This window comes from Macrococcus epidermidis, assembly GCF_003259695.1.
Classification (GTDB): domain Bacteria; phylum Bacillota; class Bacilli; order Staphylococcales; family Staphylococcaceae; genus Macrococcoides; species Macrococcoides epidermidis.
The window spans coordinates 126,548-143,152 of the sequence record NZ_PZJH01000002.1; the positions used below are offsets into that span (position 1 = coordinate 126,548).

Annotated in this window: 14 protein-coding genes; 5 read left to right on the top strand and 9 right to left on the bottom strand. The window is 35.3% G+C overall.

Going from position 1 to position 16,605, the window contains the following annotated elements:
* Positions 1-8: 8 nt before the first annotated feature.
* Positions 9-434, bottom strand: coding sequence for an adenosylmethionine decarboxylase (speD, locus tag BHU61_RS07295; protein WP_086043246.1), 426 nt, complete (start codon positions 432-434; stop codon positions 9-11).
* 2 nt (positions 435-436) lie between these two features.
* Entirely contained in the window at positions 437-1,945 is a 1,509-nt protein-coding gene (locus BHU61_RS07300; RefSeq protein ID WP_111715778.1) for an aminotransferase class I/II-fold pyridoxal phosphate-dependent enzyme, read from the bottom strand.
* A 207-nt stretch (positions 1,946-2,152) separates the two neighbouring features.
* Here BHU61_RS07300 and pglS point away from each other — a divergent pair, with 207 nt between their 5' ends.
* Positions 2,153-3,184 carry a 6-phosphogluconolactonase gene (gene pglS / locus BHU61_RS07305; protein WP_111715779.1) on the top strand — a complete coding sequence of 344 codons (1,032 nt, stop codon included), beginning with the start codon at positions 2,153-2,155 and terminating at the stop codon, positions 3,182-3,184.
* Positions 3,185-3,442: 258 nt separating this feature from the next.
* Here pglS and BHU61_RS07310 read toward each other — a convergent pair whose 3' ends face one another.
* On the bottom strand, positions 3,443-4,315 hold the full coding sequence (locus BHU61_RS07310; RefSeq protein ID WP_170122500.1) for a nuclease-related domain-containing protein: 873 nt from the start codon (positions 4,313-4,315) through the stop codon (positions 3,443-3,445).
* Between the two features lie 119 nt (positions 4,316-4,434).
* On the opposite strand from BHU61_RS07310, the gene BHU61_RS07315 reads away from it, so the two are divergent.
* Positions 4,435-5,205, top strand: a complete 771-nt coding sequence (locus BHU61_RS07315; protein ID WP_111715783.1) for a carbon-nitrogen family hydrolase — start codon at positions 4,435-4,437, stop codon at positions 5,203-5,205.
* 453 nt (positions 5,206-5,658) lie between these two features.
* Positions 5,659-8,679, top strand: coding sequence for an SdrD B-like domain-containing protein (locus BHU61_RS13405; protein ID WP_170122501.1), 3,021 nt, complete (start codon positions 5,659-5,661; stop codon positions 8,677-8,679).
* Positions 8,680-8,735: 56 nt separating this feature from the next.
* Here the strand turns inward: BHU61_RS13405 and BHU61_RS07350 are convergent, their stop codons facing one another.
* The gene (locus BHU61_RS07350; RefSeq protein WP_111715784.1) at positions 8,736-10,106 is read right to left on the bottom strand and encodes an aldehyde dehydrogenase; all 1,371 of its coding nucleotides are present in this window, start codon (positions 10,104-10,106) and stop codon (positions 8,736-8,738) included.
* Between the two features lie 76 nt (positions 10,107-10,182).
* Here BHU61_RS07350 and BHU61_RS07355 point away from each other — a divergent pair, with 76 nt between their 5' ends.
* Positions 10,183-11,145, top strand: coding sequence for a Gfo/Idh/MocA family protein (locus tag BHU61_RS07355; protein ID WP_111715786.1), 963 nt, complete (start codon positions 10,183-10,185; stop codon positions 11,143-11,145).
* A 99-nt stretch (positions 11,146-11,244) separates the two neighbouring features.
* Here the strand turns inward: BHU61_RS07355 and BHU61_RS07360 are convergent, their stop codons facing one another.
* The 3 genes from BHU61_RS07360 to BHU61_RS07370 are packed head-to-tail and all read right to left on the bottom strand — an operon-like array spanning position 11,245 to position 13,050.
* Positions 11,245-11,514 (bottom strand): GNAT family N-acetyltransferase, encoded by a 270-nt coding sequence (locus tag BHU61_RS07360; protein ID WP_111715788.1) that lies wholly within the window; start codon positions 11,512-11,514, stop codon positions 11,245-11,247.
* Between the two features lie 18 nt (positions 11,515-11,532).
* A complete protein-coding gene (locus tag BHU61_RS07365) occupies positions 11,533-12,453 on the bottom strand; it encodes a manganese-dependent inorganic pyrophosphatase (protein ID WP_170122503.1) in 921 nt (306 codons plus the stop codon).
* A 39-nt stretch (positions 12,454-12,492) separates the two neighbouring features.
* On the bottom strand, positions 12,493-13,050 hold the full coding sequence (locus BHU61_RS07370; protein WP_111715792.1) for a cysteine hydrolase family protein: 558 nt from the start codon (positions 13,048-13,050) through the stop codon (positions 12,493-12,495).
* A 102-nt stretch (positions 13,051-13,152) separates the two neighbouring features.
* Here BHU61_RS07370 and BHU61_RS07375 point away from each other — a divergent pair, with 102 nt between their 5' ends.
* The gene (locus tag BHU61_RS07375) at positions 13,153-14,289 is read left to right on the top strand and encodes a glycosyl hydrolase family 28-related protein (RefSeq protein WP_111715793.1); all 1,137 of its coding nucleotides are present in this window, start codon (positions 13,153-13,155) and stop codon (positions 14,287-14,289) included.
* A gap of 12 nt (positions 14,290-14,301) precedes the next feature.
* On the opposite strand, the gene BHU61_RS07380 is transcribed toward BHU61_RS07375, so the two are convergent.
* Together BHU61_RS07380 and BHU61_RS07385 are read right to left on the bottom strand one after the other, a co-directional pair.
* Positions 14,302-15,345 carry a nitric oxide synthase oxygenase gene (locus BHU61_RS07380; protein ID WP_111715795.1) on the bottom strand — a complete coding sequence of 348 codons (1,044 nt, stop codon included), beginning with the start codon at positions 15,343-15,345 and terminating at the stop codon, positions 14,302-14,304.
* A gap of 74 nt (positions 15,346-15,419) precedes the next feature.
* Positions 15,420-16,583 carry an MFS transporter gene (locus BHU61_RS07385; RefSeq protein ID WP_111715797.1) on the bottom strand — a complete coding sequence of 388 codons (1,164 nt, stop codon included), beginning with the start codon at positions 16,581-16,583 and terminating at the stop codon, positions 15,420-15,422.
* Between the last annotated feature and the right edge of the window lie 22 nt (positions 16,584-16,605).

Genomic DNA, 16,605 nt, shown 5'->3' on the forward strand with positions numbered 1-16,605 from the left:
ATTCCTCCTTATTTAACTTCTACTTCAACAGGTTTGAATGATTCTACGACGATTTCACCTTTAGAATATTTGTGAATTTTATCAGCCATACCACGACCGATTTCATATGAATCAGAAAGTTCAGCTTTTAAAGCTTTTTGTAAGTAATCTTCTGCACGCCATGGGTCTACAGTATCACCACAAGTGAATACGTCAACTGAAGCGTAGCCATATTCTGGCCATGTGTGAATTGTTAAATGTGATTCTGAGATGATAACAGCACCACTTACACCGTATGGGTTGAAAGTATGGAAACAGCTTTCAACGATTGTTGCACCACTTACGCGGGCAGCTTCATTCATGATTTCTTCAACTTTATCATGGTCCTTTAAAATATCTTTGTCGCAGTTATAGTATTCAATTAAAACGTGTCTTCCAAGTGTAGTTAATTTCATTATTAAATATCTCCCTTATTATCAATTATAAATACTTCATTTTTGTTTTCTGCGCCAATCTTAATAATTGGCTGGTCGTTAATAAATTTCCAGTAGTCGATGACTTCCTGGGTGATCATTTCACCTGCCATCAATATCGGAATACCCGGTGGATAGATCATTAAACTTTCTGCACAAACTTCGTTTAGTGCATCTTCAATCTGAACGACTTTCGTCTCAGAGTAAAAGACATCTCTTAAGCCCATCTTCTGCATCGGAATCGACATCTGCTTCAGAATCGGTGGAACGAAAGGTTTGTCTGGGTTAAAATGTTTAGCGCTAATATCTGAGAGTGCATCAAAGAGTTGATTCAATTCACTTTCATTATCCATAAATGACACAATTCCCATGACGATATTAGGTTCTGCAAGTTCCATCTGTATATCGTAGTCGCTACGCAACAAGTGATACACTTCAAAACCAGATAAATCAAGACGATGATCAATATAGATTGTCAGTTTTGTTTCGTCTAACTGCTGGTGATATTTCCTGTTAAACTTCTCTGGTTCTAACATGTAGAATCCAGGAATTTTGTTGATGCTTTGTCGAAATGACTGAACGAGTGATAATACATTGTTGATTTTCTCTTTGCCGTGCAGTGCTAAATGATGACGTGCAATATCAAGTGATGACATCAGCAGGAATGAAGCAGAGGTTGATGTCAGCATATTGATAATACTCTTTACTTTATGTTTATCAATGAGTTTGCTGTTAAACAAAAGAACACTCGTTTGAGTAAAAGAGCCACCTGTTTTGTGTAGGCTCGTTGCTGCCATATCGGCACCAGCTTCCATACTGGAAAGTGGTAAGTGCTCTGAGAATCGATAATGTGCACCATGTGCTTCGTCCACAAGAACAGGAATGCCGGCATTGTGCGCGATTGAAACAATTTCTTTTAAATCACTTACTGCCCCGAAATATGTGGGGTTCATGATAAACAATGCTTTCGCATCTGGATGTGCTGCAATCGTTTCGCGTACAGTTTCTACACTGATATTATGTGCAATCCCGTATTCTGTGTCGAATTCAGGTACCATATAAACGGGTGTAACATCAGCGAGTGCCATCGCATTTAAAACAGATTTGTGAACATTTCTTGGAAGCAACAGTTTATCTTTGGGCTTGAGTGTAGACAGAATCATTGCCTGTATACCAGACGTCGTACCATTTAATAAAAAGTGTGCTTCCTCTGCTAGAAACAAATCAGCCATCAAAGCTTGAGATTTCTGAATAACACTTGTTGGATGATCAAAGTTATCTAGCGTTGGCATCGAATTTACGTCATGACGTAAAGTGCGCATGCCATAATAGTTCAATTTATAGTCAGGGTCCAGGCCACGTTTATGTCCTGGAACATCAAAACTTGTAACGTGTTGTTCTTCGTACTCTTTTAAGGCCGTAAATAAAGGAGTCAATGCATGCTTTGCTTTATCGATATTATGAAAAGCCTTGGAGTAATATGTTTGAGTCATTGGCCACTCCTTAAAATTGGTAAAGATTTAAATATTAGTCTTACTTAACTATTAGTAATGTAAAACTGTCATTTATTAATACCAAACAAATTGTAATGTATTACTAAACTATAAGCAACAAAAACTTTTTTATTTTGATAAATTATTTTCAACTTTTCGCAATCTGAAAGTGATTTTGTTAAAATGAAATTAACAGGAGGCGATACAATGAGTGAAGTAAAAGGATTTATTGGATCATATACAAAGCAAGACGGTAAAGGGATTTATAGTTTTACATTGGATACAGAAGAAAAGACGATTAAGACGGTAGAAACAGGATACGAAGTGTCTGGCTCAACATATATTCAACAACATGGTGATAAATTGTATGGTATTAAAAAAGCAGACAGCAATGCAGGTATACAGAGTTATCAAATTAATGAAGATGGAACATTAACAGTAATTAATGACAATTTATCATCTACAGATTCAGCGTGTCATATCTGGATTACACAAGATGGTAAATATTTATTAGAAGCGGTTTACGGGCCAGGTGTTGTAAGATTATATAAATTAGATGAAACGACTGGTGAAGTATTAGAATTAATTGATATCGCACAACAAGAAGGAACGGGAACGAATAAAGAGCGTCAGGATCACGCACATACGCATTATATCCAGGAAACACCAGATGGCAAATATGCAGTTGCTGTTGATTTAGGAACTGATGAAGTGATTACATTTACTTTTGGAGATCATGGATTTAAACGTGTTGAGACTTTAAAAGTTGAGCCGGGAATGGGACCAAGACATTTAATATTTAATGATAATGGCAAATATGCATACTTGTTTACAGAGTTAAGCAATGAAGTTGTTGTATTGAAATATGCAGAAGGTAAATTTGAAATGCTGGATAAATTATCTTCTATTCCTAATGACTTTACAGAAAACTCACAAGGAGCAGCAATTCGATTAAGCCATGACGGTAAATATTTATATGCTTCCAACCGTGGACATCAATCTATTGCTGTATTCAAAGTATTAGGTGATGGAGAAAAGATTGAATTAGTTGAAATTGTAGGAACGGGTGGAGACTGGCCACGTGACTTTAATATCGATCCAAGCGATACTTTTCTTGTTTGTGCACATGAAGCTGATGGTGTATTGACGCTATTTGAAAGAGATAAGGAAACAGGAAGATTAACAATGTTAGAAAATGATAAACGTGCACCAGAAGGCGTATGTGTTCAATTTTTATAGAGATAATTCCTACCTCGAATTGAGGTAGGAATTTTTTTGTATGGATTAGGATTCGAAATTGGTGAACCCCCAATTTCGAGAGCGGGGTAGATGCTGAAATTGGTGAACCCCCAATTTCGAGAGCGGGGTTGATGCTGAAATTGGTGAACCCCCAATTTCGAGGGTGAAACTGATGCTGAAATTAGTGAATCTCCAATTTTGAGAGAGGAGTCAAAGACGAAATGGATAAACCCCCAATTTCAGCATCAATTAAAGTTATTAACGATAAAATGTTAATGGCCCATTCTTAAATATTTTATGATGTGTATTCAAATATGTACGTATCTTTTCGCTACTAATATGATTTTCTGTCCATTTTTTGACCAGATTCACGTTTAATCGCTCCATCGGATAAATTAAATGGATGTCTTCGATTGCTTTTTGTAAATAGTCATTACAGTTAACTTCTTTTTTGCATGCTGGACACTTAAATTTTCGATTCGAAACTTTTTCGTACTTTGCAACATGACATTGACATACAACGCCCATGCCTAATTCTTCAATATTAATACGCTTTCTAAAATTGAATTTTTCATCAGTGTATTGCAAATCTATTAATTTTTTAGCAATATGTTCATCATATTTATCGATAGTAATCTTACTATTCTCTGTAATTATTCTGTAAATATCATGATACTCTAATATATTGTCATGAACTTGGTAACCATAAACTTTATAATCGGGATTAACAAATGTAGTGTAGTAGTTGAAGGGCAGGCCAATGTGGTTTTGTGTAAGAAGTATTTTAAATAATTTAGGTGTTCTAATTCTTTGTTCGTTTAATTTATCAATAGGTGTACCATTTAGAAAATAGAATAGATTGTCTTTATAGCAGACATCACAGTACATATTTTTGATTTCAAATATAAATATTTGTCCGTTCATAATAATGAGCGCATCAATTTGAAAGTATTGTTTATTAACTAAAAATCTTAAATTGTTTAGTATTAGTCCGTATTTGAGATTTTGCTTCACAATAGCATCAAAACTTCGTTCACCGTTTATTCCTTTTATCCGCGTATCAATCTCTTCATTATCATCATAAGAAAGTTTAGCCCGAATACTTAGCTGCAGTAAATAGGATAATTCCATATCAAATTTTCTTTCTTTAATAATCATTAAAAATCTCCTTTTAACATTTCAATGATAAAATAATAATAACAAAATAGTATTAAACACATGTAAAATAATTGTAAAAATGGAGTGAGAATATGAAAATTGCGATTTATCAAATGGAGATTATTCCTGGTGAACCCGAGAAAAATATTGAGAAAGTTGCAAATTGGTTATCGACACTCGATGACGTTGATATTGCTGTATTACCAGAGATGTGGAACACGTCATATACATTAGAGAAATTAGTAAATATAACATCTGAAGAAGGACAGCGAGAAATCGAAAAATTAAGTGAACTTGCAAAACAATATCAGATAAATATTGTTGGAGGATCAATTGCAGTCAGAGTCGAAGATAAGATTTACAATCGGGCAATTGTTATTAATAAAAATGGTGAACATATACATCAGTACGATAAATTACATCTAGTACCGATGCTGGATGAACCAAATTATTTAACACAAGGGAATAATATTTCAATTTTTGAAATAGATAATGTAAAGATGGGCGTTATTATTTGTTATGATCTGCGATTCCCTGAAATATCGAGGAAATTAGCTTTAGAAAGAATTGAAGTACTATTTGTTGTAGCAGAGTGGCCGATAGAACGTATCAGTCAATTTGAAAAATTACTCTATGCTAGAGCAATTGAAAACCAGGTTTATGTCATTGCAAGCAACAGTATCGGAAAGTGTGATGATACGGTATTTGGTGGTAAATCGATGGTGATAAATCCATTAGGAGAAGCCACTACAAAAATAATATTAGGGGAAGGGACAATTCAAGCAACTGTTAATATAGAAGAAATTAGAAATATAAGAACTAAAATACCTTTATTAAAAACACGCAGAGCAGATATATATTAGCACTTAATGTAAAAAAATCGCTATATATAACTTGTCACAATTTAGACACATTTAAGATAAATAATTCTACACAAGAATGATTATTTTTAACATATTAAATAATAAAGTGAATTAATCTGAAAAATATTATAAGAATATATTATTAAAATTAAATTTTATTCAAAAATATTTCATAATGATTGGTCTAACTGCTAAATTTCGATTTAATTGATTTATAAAAATATGAAAATGGTCAAAATGTTATTAACATAAAGTTTAATGTAAATATTTTCAAAATAAATAACTTAGATTTGTAAATATAATACTTTTTCAAGAATACTGAAAATTATATTAATTTTAATCTTAAGCGATTTAATAAGGGTTTACTTAAGAAAATAAAGTCTATAGAATTAAAGTGTATAATGTGTTCATTGTAGCATTATTGCATGTTTTTATTTTAAAGGAGGATTTTGTATGAAAAAATCAAACAAAAGTAAATTAGATTTCCTTCCTAACAGATTAAATAAATTTTCGATCAGAAAATTTTCATCTGTGGGTACAGCTTCAATTTTAATTGGATCTTTAGTATTTACAGGAAACCAAGCGCTTGCAGCAACAGATGATACAACAACGACTGAGGCAGCAACGACTGAAGCAGCAGCATCAGAAGCGACATATACTATTGGAGATAAAACTTGGTATGATTTTAACTTAAACAATATGTATGATGCCGGCGAAGATAAAGGAATTGGTAACATTACTGTTATAGTTTCAGATTATGGTGGAGCTGAAGTAGCAAGAACTGTATCTGATGCTAATGGTAACTGGAGCATTTCAGGTTTGAAAGACGGAAAATATAAAATTAACTTTGTGGCACCTGATTTAACTTATCAGGGAGTACGTCAAAATGAACACGTTGGAACTGGTCAAAACTCAGTAGGTCCAACGGATGCATTATTTGAAATCAATGGAGCAGACAACTTTAATTTAGATCAAGGATATATCGTTCCTGGTTATAACGTTAATGACGATAGTAAAATAGAACCACCAACAACAGAAGCGCCAACAACAGAAGCGCCAACAACAGAACCACCAACAACAGAACCACCAACAACAGAAGCACCAACAACAGAAGCGCCAACAACAGAAGCACCAACAACAGAAGCACCAACAACAGAAGCGCCGACAACAGAAGCACCGACAACAGAAGCACCGACAACAGAAGCACCGACAACAGAAGCACCAGTTGAGGACACTGGCAACCATAAAATTGCTGGTCGTATCTTTGACGATCTTTTAGGCGCTAACGGTGAAGCGAACAACAACTTACGTGATGAAAATGAAAGTTTAGTGTTAGCTACTCCAGAAGAGTTAGCGGCTTTCAAAGTTGAATTACGTGATGAAGCTGGTAATATCGTTGCGGAAAAATCTTTAGATGCAACTGGTTACTATGAGTTTACTGGTTTAAAAAATGGTACTTATAATGTAACGTTTAAAAACCCATTAACTTGGTCACCTGTTATCGCTAACGTTGATTTTGATGCAAGTGATGATAGAGACTCAGATGGTCCAACAGATATACGTGTTGTAATCAACAACAATGATTCATTACATGTAGACCAAGGATATAAAAAAGGTGCAGGACATTCAGTAAATGATTTACCGGGTAACCCTGAACCACCAACTACAGAAGCACCACCAACAGTTGAACAACCACCAGCAACAACTGAAGAACCTCCAACAACAGAAAAACCTGATACTGGTAAATATTCTTTAGGTGACAAAGTTTGGGAAGATAAATTAGAGGAAGATACTAAAGCGCCAAATAATGTTCAGGATGCTGACGAAAAAGGTATCGAAGGTATTAAAGTAACTTTACATGACTATGCTGGTAACTTTGTAGGTGAAACTTACACGGATGCTAACGGTCAGTACAGATTCGATAACTTACCAAACGGTACTTACCGTGTTGATTTTGATACACCACTTGGCTGGTCACCAGTTATTGCTAACTTAGGAGACGAAGTTATTGATTCAGACGGTCCTGTGGCAGTTTTAGCTGATATCAATGGTAAAGACAATCTGGATGTAGACCAAGGTTATGTAAATAATGGTGGAGGTGGAGTAGTTACTCCAGTTCCAACGCCAGATCCTGGTAAACCAGAACCGACTCCAGAACCAACCCCAGACCCAGTTAGACCTGAAGGTAAATACTCTATCGGAGATAAAGTATGGTGGGATGATCAAGATAAAGAAGGCAACTTAGATAACTTACAAGATCCAAATGAAGCACCTGTTAAAGATTTAAAAGTTACAATTCGTGACGAAGCAGGTAACTTAATCGGTACAACTTATACTGATGCAAATGGTCATTATCAATTTGATAACTTACCAAACGGCACTTATATCGTTAATTTCCACAATCCATTAGATTGGTCACCAGTCATTGCTAACTTAGAAGCTGATTTACATGATGTAATCGATTCAGATGGACCAACAGATGTACGTGTTGTCATTAATGGTGCGAGTAACTTTGATGTAGACCAAGGTTATGTATTAAAAACTGGTTCACCAGTTATTGTACCTCCAGGCGGCGGTGGAGAAGTAACGCCACCAGTAACACCTCCAGGCGGCGGTGGAGAAGTAACACCTCCAACAAAATTACCATTACCTCCAGAAGTATGTTCTGTTGTTTCTATCGGTGAAGGTACAGCTGGTAACTTATCTATCGGAAACAAAGTATGGTGGGATGCTAACCGTAACAACATGCAAGACGCTGGAGAAAACCCAGTTGTAGGATTACGTGTAACATTACGTGACTACTCTGGTAATACAATTGGTGAAACTTATACTAATGCTTGGGGAGAATATGCGTTCCATGGCTTAGCTGAAGGAACTTACATCGTAAACTTCCACAACCCATTAGACTGGTCACCAGTTATCGCTAATATCGAAGCAGACTTACATGATGAAGTTGATTCAGATGGTCCAATCGATGTTATCGTAAACTTAAAAGATAAATCTAACGCTAATGTAGACCAAGGTTACTATGGTACTGGCGAAGCTGGACCAAATTGTGATACAGGTATTACACCTCCTGGCGACAACGGTGGCGGAGATGACAAAACTCCGGTAACACCTCCAACAGATGGTGGCGGAGATGACAAGACTCCAGTAACACCTCCAACAGATGGTGGCGGAGATGACAAAACTCCAGTAACACCTCCAACAGATGGTGGCGGAGATGACAAAACTCCAGTAACACCTCCAGCAGATGGTGGTGGAGATGATAAGACTCCAGTAACACCTCCAACAGATGGTGGTCAATTACCTGACGTTAATGATTCAGAGAAAGCTACTGTAACACCAGATAGCAATTTACCGGATACAGGTGAAGCGAACAATGCAGCAATTGCAACTGGTGCAGCAGCAGCATTATTAGCTGGTGGCGCATTAATTGCAGCTTCTCGTAAAAGAAGAGACGAAGAAATTTAATAATTAACCTAAAAAGGAAGATCTCAAATTTGAGATCTTCCTTTTTCATTTATATATCATTTAAATATTTGTTTGACGTATCTGAATTTTCCTTTGTAAGGTGGAAACATAATACCGGATTCCAACTTCGTACTTTTTGTCATATATGCTTTTTGATGACTGAATAATTCAAATGTATATTTTCCGTGGTAGTGTCCCATACCTGAATGTCCCACACCGCCAAAAGGTAAATAAGGATTAGCGACATGCATGATTGTATCATTTACACATCCGCCGCCAAATGATACACGTGTGAATACGTCTCTAATAAAATCATGATCATCGCTAAATATATATAATGCCAATGGTTTTTCATATTGCTGAATTGTTTCAAAAATTTCTTCTTTGTAATTGTAACCGATGATCGGTAAGATAGGTCCGAATATTTCTTCCTGCATTGATAAGTCGTTTAATCGAGCATCAATAAGTGTCGGTGCAATATGTAGTACATCTGCTTTTGAAGCGCCTCCAATAAGAATACGGTCATGTGCTTCATCAATCATTGCTGTTAAGCGATTAAAGTGCTGGTCATTGATAATGTGACCATAGTCTTCACTTTCTAAAGCATTTTTCCCGTAAAATTCATTCAATGTAGATTGCATCGCTTTAAGAAATTTGTCTTTCACTTTATTGTCAATCAATACGTAATCAGGTGCGATACAAGTTTGTCCGGCATTCATGAATTTACCGAACGCAATGCGTTCAGCCGCCACTTTAATATTAGCTGTATCATCTATGATTGTAGGGCTCTTTCCACCGAGTTCCAGCGTAACTGGTGTAAGGTGTTTACTAGCTTTTTCATAGACGATTTGTCCTACTTTTGTACTACCTGTAAAGAAGATATAATCAAATCGAACGTCCAGTAAAGCTGACGTTACTTCTTTTTCTCCTTGAATCACTTTTACGTATTCAGGTTCAAAGACTTCCTTCAAAATTTGTTCGATAACAATGCTTGTTTGAGGTGTATGTTCTGAAGGTTTGACAACTACACAGTTTCCAGCTGCGATAGCACCAATTAATGGGGACATAACAAGTTGGAATGGATAGTTGAATGGTCCGATGATAAGCACAGTACCGTATGGTTCATACATTAAATAACTTTTACCAGGAAATTGCATCATCGGCGTATTGATTGATTTCACCTTGCTCCAGTTTTTGATTTCCTTGATATATGTAGAAAGTTCTTTTAACACGATGCCAATTTCAGTAGCGTACGCTTCAACTTTTCCCTTCCCAAGATCGCTGTTTAAAGCATCGATAATATCTGTTTCATGGGCTTTTATTGCTTTTTTTAACGCTTTTAATTTTTTTCTTCTTAGTTTAATCTGCTTTGTTTCGTGCGTTGCAAAATAGTCTTTCATCTTTTTGATATCTTCGTGAATATTCATGAAAATTCCTCCATTTAGCATTGTTAAGGTGTATACTATTTAATAAACAAACGATAAAAATTACGGGGTGAAATAAATGAAATTTGGTCTTATCGGAACAAACTGGATTACTGATCGATTTATCGAAGCAGGTATTACTGTTCCAGAATTTGAACTACATAGCGTCTATTCCAGAACGATTGAACGTGCGCAAAGTTTTGCAGAAAAACATCATATTCCTAACTTTACAGATAATATGGATAAATTGTTGAATGATGAAGCAGTGGATATCATTTATATAGCTACACCAAATATATTACATCATCAACAGGCAATACAAGCAATGAATCGTGGGAAACATGTTTTATGCGAAAAACCGATCGCCACAAGTGAAAAAAACTTTAATTTAATGTATCAGGCGATGGAAAATAATGATGTGTTCTTCATGGAAGCGATGAAAAGTATCTACTCACCATCTTTTATCAAACTTCATGAATGGATTAAAGAAATCGGAATCATTCGTCGTGCCAACTTCCACTATAATCAATATTCCTCTCGCTATGATAAATATAAAGATGGTATAGTAGAAAATGCTTTTAAACCTGAACTGGGAAACGGAGCATTAATGGACTTAGGTGTCTATACTATTAGTCCTTTAGTTAATTTATTTGGAATGCCTAAAACAATTCAGGCGACTGGCAAACTGTTGTCAACTGGCGCTGATGGGCAAGGTACGATTATTTGTAATCATCATTATATGACATCTGTACTCAGCTATTCAAAAATTATTGATAGCCATTTACCATCAGAGATTATTGGCGAAGAAGGTATTATATTAATTGATAAAATCTCTGCACCAAATAAAGTTCAGAAGTTGAATCGTCATGGAGAAGTTATTGATGAAATAGTGAGTGATGCACCACCTATGTCATATGAAATAGCCCATTTCATAGAAGCGATTAAAAATAAAGATTTTAAGGCGCTCAATTTAGAGACTTCACATCAAACAATGAAAGTAATTGATGAAGTAAAAAAACAAATTGGCATTTTAATAAAATAAGTTATTGATTATTCAGAAAATTTAAATTATAATAAAGCCATACCATTTTTTCATTCTTTCAAATATAACAAAAAGAGACGCACCCCGCGTCTCTTTTTGTTATTTAATCAGTTCTTTTAACTCGGTATCACGTTCCATTACGATACGTGCATATGAACATAAAGGAATAATCTTTAAATTATTTGCCTTGGCATAATCTGTAACTTTTAATACTAAAGCTTTAGCGATACCCTGACCACGTAACTTTGGATCTGTATATGTGTGGTCGATTGCGATTGTGTCTTGTCCTGAAGGCTGGAAAGTGATTTCTGCTTCTGGTTGTGCTTCATCACCGATATAGAATTTATTATTTCCTTGAATAATTTCCATGACAAACACCTCTTCTATTTATGATAATACATCTGTAAGCTGTGGAACAACTTGTTTCTTACGAGATACGACACCTTCAAGTACAGCTGTATTTTTATCTAATACGACATTGAATGCTTTTTCAACTGCTGCTTGTTGTTGTCCTAATGCTAACACTTTAGAGTTAGAGTTTAAGATGTCAGTAACAACAAGGACAAATAATGCATATCCTTCTTGTGCTGTTTCAGCATTGATTGCATTTTCTAATTCTTCCTGACGGCTTAATACTTCATCGATATCAACAGTATTTACTTGAGCAACGCGAACTTCGTGCTCACCCATTGAGAATGATTTTGCATCGATATTTAATAATTCTTCAGCTGTCTTATCGGCAGTATTTGCGCCAGCTTTTAACATATCTAATCCGTAAGATTGAATATCAACGTTAGCAATAGCAGCTAATTCTTCAGCAGCTTTAACGTCTTCATCTGTACAAGTTGGAGATTTAAATAATAATGAATCTGAAATAATAGCAGATACCATTAAGCCTGCAATTTCAGGTTTAATTTCAACACCATGTTCTTTATACATCTTGTTTAAGATTGTTGCTGTACAACCAACTGGTTCTGCACGGTAGTATAAAGGTCCTGCTGTTTCAAAGTTAGCAATACGGTGATGATCTACTACCATTAAGATATTCGCATCTTCAATGCCGTCAGCTGACTGTTGAAACTCGTTATGGTCAACTAAGATAACATCTTCACCATGTAAGCGTTCGATCACGCGGGGAGCATTTACATTGAAGTGTTTTAAAGCATATTCTGTTTCACCATTTAAGTCACCTAAACGAACCGCTTCGATGTCTTTTCCTAAAGCTTTTTGTAAATCTTCCATTACTAAAGCTGATGTTACTGTGTCTGTATCTGGGTTTTTATGTCCGAAAGTTAAAATTTTCATAATAGTCTCCTTTTAGTATAATTCTTATCTATTTTATCATGATTATTTGATCTCTTCTACAGTCATGCCTAATACGTTCTTGAAGTGTTGTAGTGCATAACGATGACCTTCCGGATTGAATGAAGCAACCGCGCGTTCATCGACTGACATTTCAAAGCCTAAATTATACCCTTCTACTGCTGTATGAAGTACGCAAATATCAGTGCATACCCCAGCAAGTTCGATCTCTTTTATATTTCTTTCGCGTAAAAGTTGTAATAAAGGCGTACCACTAAACGCACTATATCGCATTTTATCAATCCAGAATACGTGGTTATTATCTTTATCACGCAAATAGAGTTCATGCAACTTACCATAAAGATGTCTACCATCCGTATCTTTAATGTTGTGCGGTGGGAATAATTTCGTTTCAGGATGATAAGTATCATTTTCAAAATGTAGATCCATCAATACAAAAATCGGCTTATTGTTATCTTTATAGTCATTCCATTTTTTAACCATTGTCTCTTCCAGCGCAATTGCAGGTTCTCCGCACGTCAGTTTACCATCAAGTGCTACAAAGTCATTAGAATAATCAATAATTAATAAAGCTTCACTCATCGTCAGCGCTCCTTTAAACGTAAGTTTTAAATTTAGAGTATACTGTTGATTAAAACAGGGTATAATCTTAATTACATTATAAATGATTTGAAGGTGTTATAAATGAAAAAGATTAATATTAAAGATTTTGGTGCGAAGGGTCGCCATGTTCTTTTTGATACGATTGGCTTACAGCGTGCACTGAATCAGGCAAAAAAAGAGCCTGTAGAAGTTTATGTTCCAGAAGGGACATATTACATCGGTAAAGAATTAGTGATTTATGCACACACTTATTTACATTTGCATCTTGATGCTGTTTTGCGCCGAATGAGTCCTTTTGCAATGCTTAAAAATGGTAGGAAAAGTGAAGGATATAAAGGGTACGATGGTAATGGTTATATTAAGATTGAAGGTGGGACGTTTGATCAATATGGTCATGTCCTAAATTTCAATAATAGTATTATGTCGCTTGGTCATGCGCGTGAAATTGAAATTAAAGATGTAACCTTTAAAAATGTTGTTCAGGGCCATGCGATAGATGCATGTGGTATCGATGGTTTTAAAGTATCGGGATGTAAGTTTCTCGGGTTTCGTGATGATAGTGGAGAACGTGCTTTTAGTGAAGCGATTCAACTAGATCTACAACTGAAAGACTCTTTCCCTAAGTTCGGTGAATATGATGGCACAGTGACGAAGAATGTCATCATTGAAAACTGTTATTTCGGTAATTCTAATGAACCGATGATGAAACCGTGGAACAGAGCGATAGGCAGTCATGCCAGCACATATGAAATTTATTATGAGAATATCACTGTAAAAAATAATACGTTTGACAAGATGGGAGATTATGCACTTACTTTCCTAAAATCAAAAGTATTGCATGTATATGATAATACCTTTAATGACTGTAATGGTGGTATACGTTATTTAGCAACGAAGCAGGGGAAATATTCACTTGATCTATACGGGAGAGACCATGGTGCTCAAGCAGGTGAAATGACTGTTATACGTAACAATCATTTTCACTCTATCAATGATAAATACGCAATATTATTTCAGAGTTATGATGGTAAGAAGAATAAAGATATCTATATCATCGATAATCAATTCAGTGAAGACAATACATGTACCATAAAGATAGGTGCAGCGAAAAATGTCGTGTGTATGCAAAATAAAAACTTAAAAAAGATTAAAAAGATAGAAGTAGATGATTTTTATGCAGAAACGATTGCTAAAGATGAATCTGTTGGTGAGTTATAAAAGCAACGTGTCCTAATGAAACGGACACGCTGCTTTTTTCTTTTTATAATAAAAATTCGGTTCGTGATAACTATTGTCGTAACCTTTGTGCCAGTTATGAACAAGGGAAGGAGATATCGGAGGAATAAGCCACGTCCAGTCTCCAGTTACTTTTCTATTATTTGCCGCTTCATTCTCTTCAAATTTTAAAAATTGTCTGCTGGCGTTGTAATGATCAACGATGGAATAGCCTTGCTGTTTAAATGAATGATAAACTGCATAGTTTAATTCAACGACGACTTTATCGCGCCAGTAACTCGTCGTTCTGCTTGTATCTAAATCCATACTGCGGGCGATAGGCTCCAGTAAGTTATAACGATAATCATCTAGAAAATTACGACTTGCAATCTCACTTTCCATATACCAGCCATTAAAAGGACAAAGTGGATAAGTAATACCGCCGATAGATAAATCCATGCCAGATATAATCGGTACAGCATACCAATGAAGATTTAAGTCATTAAACTTTGGAAAGTCAGGATGTTCAATACGTACTTCTTTTATAAGGTCAGGATGAATATCATATGTTTTGTATTGATTATCATAACGATAGAGTAACGGTAAAAATTTTCCGAATGATTTGTAACCGGTATGTTCAATTAATTTTTTCGTATCACTAACAATTGGATCATCAGCATATCGAATAAGCTGATCGTTTAGCAGTTCGAAATTAATGTTAGCTTGCTGATTAAAGATTGTGATAGTCGGAATAATTTTCCCGTTATTTGTTGCACGCTCGATATGTGTTTCAAGTGCAGTGAGATAGTCTTTTTCCTCTGTTACATGGCGCATATCAACGACATTTAACTTATCCCATATAAGACGACCGATACAGCGATTACTATTGCGCCAGGCAAGACGTGCACCGTATGTCAATTCTTCTGTTGTATGTATATAAGAGCCGGTATGCTCAATTTCTTGTTGAATTGACAGTAATCTTTTATTAATCGTATCTTCTTCAATGTTTAATTCATTGCCCATCTGTTTTATAAATGATTTAGCTTTTTCGAATAACAATTGTATCACCTCACTTTTATTTATTCTTATTATTTCTATTCTACAATAAAAAAAGCCCGATTTGGGCTTTTTGATTAATCTGTTTGTGGTTGTTGTCGCTTTTTATAATCGTAAAATGTAGCACAGCTTATTGCGAGTAATATAAAAGCGATATAGCTAAAAAATTGTGTGTTATGAGATATTTGAATCACTAGTCCTCCTAATATCGGACCTAATATACTGCCGATACTGAATATGAGACCGCACATTAAATTGCCTGCAGGTAACAAATATTTTGGAGTAATCTCCGTCATAAATGTTACACCTAAAGAATACATTGAGCCGACAAAGATACCGGTAATAAAAAAGAGTCCGACTAACACATAGCCTGAGTGACTGAAGATTTGGCACATCATAAATAGCATTGCACCGATGAAAGTCACGATAGTAAGTAAGATATTACGATTCATATTATCTGAAATCATACCAAGAGGTACCTGGAAGATAATCGCACCTAAACTGAACGCAGGTAAGATAATAATAATCAGATTGACAGGAATATCCTGCTTCATCGCATAAACAGGAAAGTTGCTGTTGAGACATGCTTCCAATATGCCGTACATCATCGGAAATAAGAATGCAACCCAGCTCGTCTTCATTACTTTACCAAAGTTGATAGTTGTTGATTTAAACGATATTTTTGAATGATTGTCTTCAGGAAATTCATTTTTTAGCATAAATACAAGGGCACTCGCTGTAATTGTGAATACTGCACTTAATAGAAACGGAAGGCTTGTATGTACTTCGTATAATTTAGCAAGTAATGGTCCTGCCATAAAGCCAAGTGAGAAGCTTAAGCCATAAAAAGAGATGATTCGGCCGAGTTTATGCTTCGGTGTTGTTTCAGTAAGCCATGATTGTGTAGCAAAGTGGAGCATATTATCGCCGACACCAACAAGCAGTCGTAATATAAACCAGAATGTCATTGCTTTATACACTGGGAAAAGTGACATCGATATTGCAATAATGATTGCGCCAATGACGACAAGATTCTTGTAACCTACTTTCCTTAGCAGACCTTCTAAAAATAATGATGCTAAAAAAACACCGATATATAAAGATGATGCATGTAATCCGTTGATAAAACTAGGGACATCATCACGTTCAAAGATGATGGCGATAAGAGGTAATAACATACCTTGTGTTAAACCGGAAATTGATACAATGATGGTGAGTATAATGAAATTTTTCTTAAACATAACGACCTCCTTATTTTTGATT